The organism is uncultured Campylobacter sp. (genome assembly GCF_938030145.1).
Taxonomy (GTDB): Bacteria; Campylobacterota; Campylobacteria; order Campylobacterales; family Campylobacteraceae; genus Campylobacter_B.
Window position 1 is genome coordinate 1 of the sequence record NZ_CALHGM010000012.1, and the last position, 3,721, is coordinate 3,721.

Annotated in this window: 4 protein-coding genes; 1 reads left to right on the forward strand and 3 read right to left on the reverse strand. The window is 34.7% G+C overall.

The annotated features are described in order from the left end of the window. From Q0323_RS03285 to Q0323_RS03295, 3 genes are all read right to left on the reverse strand, one after another. Nucleotides 1-455 (reverse strand): hypothetical protein (locus Q0323_RS03285; RefSeq protein WP_298051441.1); only part of this gene is annotated, 455 nt, incomplete at its 3' end. Between the two features lie 36 nt (nucleotides 456-491). After that, nucleotides 492-908 carry an HD domain-containing protein gene (locus tag Q0323_RS03290; protein ID WP_026746488.1) on the reverse strand — a complete coding sequence of 139 codons (417 nt, stop codon included), beginning with the start codon at nucleotides 906-908 and terminating at the stop codon, nucleotides 492-494. A gap of 171 nt (nucleotides 909-1,079) precedes the next feature. Beyond that, on the reverse strand, nucleotides 1,080-2,102 hold the full coding sequence (locus Q0323_RS03295) for a hypothetical protein (protein ID WP_298051447.1): 1,023 nt from the start codon (nucleotides 2,100-2,102) through the stop codon (nucleotides 1,080-1,082). 615 nt (nucleotides 2,103-2,717) lie between these two features. On the opposite strand from Q0323_RS03295, the gene mnmA reads away from it, so the two are divergent. Further along, nucleotides 2,718-3,721 (forward strand): tRNA 2-thiouridine(34) synthase MnmA (mnmA, locus tag Q0323_RS03300; RefSeq protein ID WP_298051450.1); only part of this gene is annotated, 1,004 nt, incomplete at its 3' end.

Sequence of the window (3,721 nt, forward strand, 5' to 3'; positions counted from 1 at the left end):
CTTCTCATTAAATATAGCATTAAATTTATTGCTTTTTCTGTTGCAGAGTTTTCACTTTCCAAAATTTTATTCAAATTATCATTCACTTTTTCCTTATCTGGAATTTCAGGCTTCCAGTCTGTTCCACCCATACTTACATCCGAGAATCTCAATTGTCCTGGAAAAGGATTTACATTTGCCTCTCCAATGAGCTGATTAATTTTGCAAATATAGTTTAAATCAAGAGGATATTCAATATTTTCCAAAATAAATTCCCACGAATGTTTTAAATTAACAATGGCATTTATATCCTTAACTTTCATATTCTGAACTCCCAGCCCCTGAAAAATCGTTTCTGTCTGAGGATAAGTCACAGCTATTCCTTCCAGATTTGCCGATTTCCAAATTGAATCCACTATATTTCTTTTCGCAACAAAAATATTCTCCTCCAATGTCATTTTATACTTGTCTTTCATAAAATCACTCTTTTCTAAAAATTTTTCATCAATTTCTTAACTCTCATCATCACATTTCTGAAAAATGTCCATTTCCTGCGAATAACCTCTATTATGATGATTTTTCGCCAAAACCGCTACTTCCTCATCTACTTTTTCCAGCTTTTCAAAACTTCTTTGTGCGTGATTTTGCAACTGTGTTTTAAATCCTAATTTATGCAAAACTCTCGTTATAATCGACACATTTTCTTTTCCACAGTCGTGTAGAAGTGCCAATTTTAAATATTTCTCATTATTTTTTAGTTCCGTTTTTTTTATTTTTTTATAAACTTCAAGCGAATGAAACTTATCGTAATCAGACATTTCCAAAAATATTTTCTTTTCTTTTTCTGTCAATTTTTTCAAAGCCTCATTCATATAAGCCCTGTTAATTTTCGGTTTAAAATATTCCATTGCTTTTCTAATTATATACATTTTTCCACTCTTTTCCTAATCTTGATTTTTCTTATTTTTCTAAACTTTCTGACAAAATATATTAATATCCTGCTATCAAATTTCATCATTTGATATTTTTCTATAAACAGTATCTAAAAACTTTTAAAAACAATAAATTTCTACATAATCTATAAAATATTTTCAATTTTTTCAAATCTCTTTTACAACTATATCCCCAAAAATCTTCTTTAACTTCCTAATATTTTTCCCTCTTTTCCCAATAAATTCCCCTTTATCTTTCTTTTCAACGAAAAATACCGTAAAATAACTATTTCTCTCAATTTTTTTAACCTTATCAATGCTTTTTAATTGTTCATTCAAATCGTCTATTTTGATTTCAAAATTTCCTGTTTCCAAAATTTCATTATTATTCTTTTTCAAATTTATCAATTCTTCAATATTTTTCACATCAAAAAAACTGATTTTCTCCAATTTCTCTGAAAAATCAACTTTCATAAGTGTCAAATATTTCCCATCAAGCGATTTATCTTTTATCCCCAATTTCCTATTTTCAAAATTTTCATCATTTAACTTTTCAATATCAAACTTTGTATTATTTAAAATAAAATTGCTCATAATCCGCACCTGCTGTGGTAAAAATCCATCTCCCACAAAATACAGCTTACCATTTTCATATTCCACAAAAATTTCTCTTGTATGATTTTTTAATTTTTTCCCCTTTTCTGAAGTAAATTCGTAAAAATCCTTTTTCCCAGATACTTTATTACAAATCTGATTTATTCTCTCTTCATCGTTTTTCCTAAGTTTTTTTGGATATTCATAAATATAATATCTTTTTTCAATCATTTGTGGAAATTCAAGAAATGGCAATGTTCTCGCTATTTTATTGATTTTCATCCCTTCTGTTTCCAAAAATTTTAATTTTGAAAAATCAATTATCTCTTTGGAATTTATATAAAGAATATTTTCTTTTGCACTCACATTTGCATCAGTCCTTCCAGCCTGCTGAATACCTTTAAAAATCTTTATTTTATTCTTTTCCAAAATTTTCCTAAATTCTGATTTAACACTCTTTTTATTAGGATTTTCATCAAAAGATTCAAATTTCTGTCCATCATATTCTACAAAAAACATATATCCAAAATATTTTGTATTCTCAAAATCTCTTATTAATTTATCCATTTCTGGTTTCTCCATATCAATTTTTTCCATTTTTATCCTCTATCTATTCTCATTTTATACCTAACTTTATTATTTTTAAAAAAACTTAAAAATTATGATTATTTCCCCAAAACCCTTTATTTATTTAACTTTTATTATCTCAAGTTTATAAAATAAGTATATCAAATTTCTTTTAGAAATACAATTTTGATTTTTGTAAATTTGTTCGCGCGGTTTGGTTTGTGTTTTTCAAGCGGACTTGCCGATATGCTTGCCTTTTGCGTCAAATTCAGTAAATTTAACCGCGTCACTGTCTTTTGCAAATTCTGCATTAACGCCTAGGCGGATAAAATCTAGAGCCGATCAAGGCGCGAAAGCTAAATGCCTCGCCATCTTTGGCTCGCAAATTTATAGCGTATTAAGCTATTTTTTATATAATCGCGTCAAATTTATACGAAATTGTCTTATTGTGGGGCTAAGGCGAGATTTGTAAATTTAAAAGCTAAATTTAAAATACAAAACTTTAGGGTGCGGTATTTTTAGATGATTTTTGCGGTTGTGCGGTAAATTTTCGGCGTAGATAGAACATATAGTTCATCGAGCCGAAAATTTACAAACTCCGCAAAAAGCGCTAAAAAGACAAGCCCTCGCAATAGGAAAGAAAAAATGAAAATTTTAATGGCCATGAGCGGCGGCGTCGACTCCACCATGAGCGCTAAAATGCTGCTAGAAGCGGGTCACGAGGTCGTGGGCTGCTATATGAAACTACACAAAAAGCCCGGATATCATGAAAAAAATATCGATAAAGTCGCCCGCGCGTGCGGGTATCTGGGCATCCCCTATCACGTGCTTGATTTGCAAGAGCAGTTTGACAGATACGTCTATACGCCGTTTGTTAGCTCATATAAAGAGGGCAAGACGCCAAATCCCTGCGCGCTTTGTAACCACTTTATAAAATTCGGCGAACTGCTAAAATTTGCCAAAAGTATCGGCTGCGAAAAGCTCGCTACAGGCCACTATATCCGCGTGCAAGACGGCTTTATCAGAGTCGCCGCCGATCCTAGCAAAGACCAGAGCTACTTCGTCGCACAGGTGCCAAAAGAGATAATCGCCGATATGATTTTCCCGCTCGGGGATAAATTTAAAAAAGATATAAAAGAGCTGGCAAAATCTCTACCGAACTTTCGCGAGTACGGCGAGCAGGCCGAGAGTAGCGAGATTTGCTTCGTCGAGGATACCTATATCGAGGTGCTAAACAAGCACTACGAGACGGATCTACCCGGCGACGTGGTCGATAGCTCTGGGCGCGTGATCGGGCGACATAGCGGCTATATGCGCTACACGATCGGCAAGAGGCGCGGATTTGAGGTATTTGGGGCGCACGAGCCGCATTTCGTACTCGCTATCGACGCGGCAAATAACCGCATCGTCGTGGGTAGCAAAGAGGAGCTTGAGCGCGGCAAGATTGCGGTAAACAGCCTAAATTTGTTCGTAGACGAGAGCGAGTTTGACTGCGACGTGAAAGTGCGCTACCGCAGTATCGGGCTAAACGCGCGCGTAAAAGTGCTGGGCGGCGGCACGGCCGAGGTCGAGCTAAAACAAAGCGCATTTGGCGTGGCTAGCGGGCAGCTAGCGGTATTTTATAGAGGCGAGCTGGTTATCGGCAGCGG

What these genes read in the sequence shown, in the direction of transcription:
- Q0323_RS03290 (WP_026746488.1), bottom strand. Translation starts at nt 908, where the DNA reads ATGTATATAATTAGAAAAGCAATGGAATATTTTAAACCGAAAATTAAC.
- Q0323_RS03295 (WP_298051447.1), bottom strand. Translation starts at nt 2,102, where the DNA reads ATGGAAAAAATTGATATGGAGAAACCAGAAATGGATAAATTAATAAGA.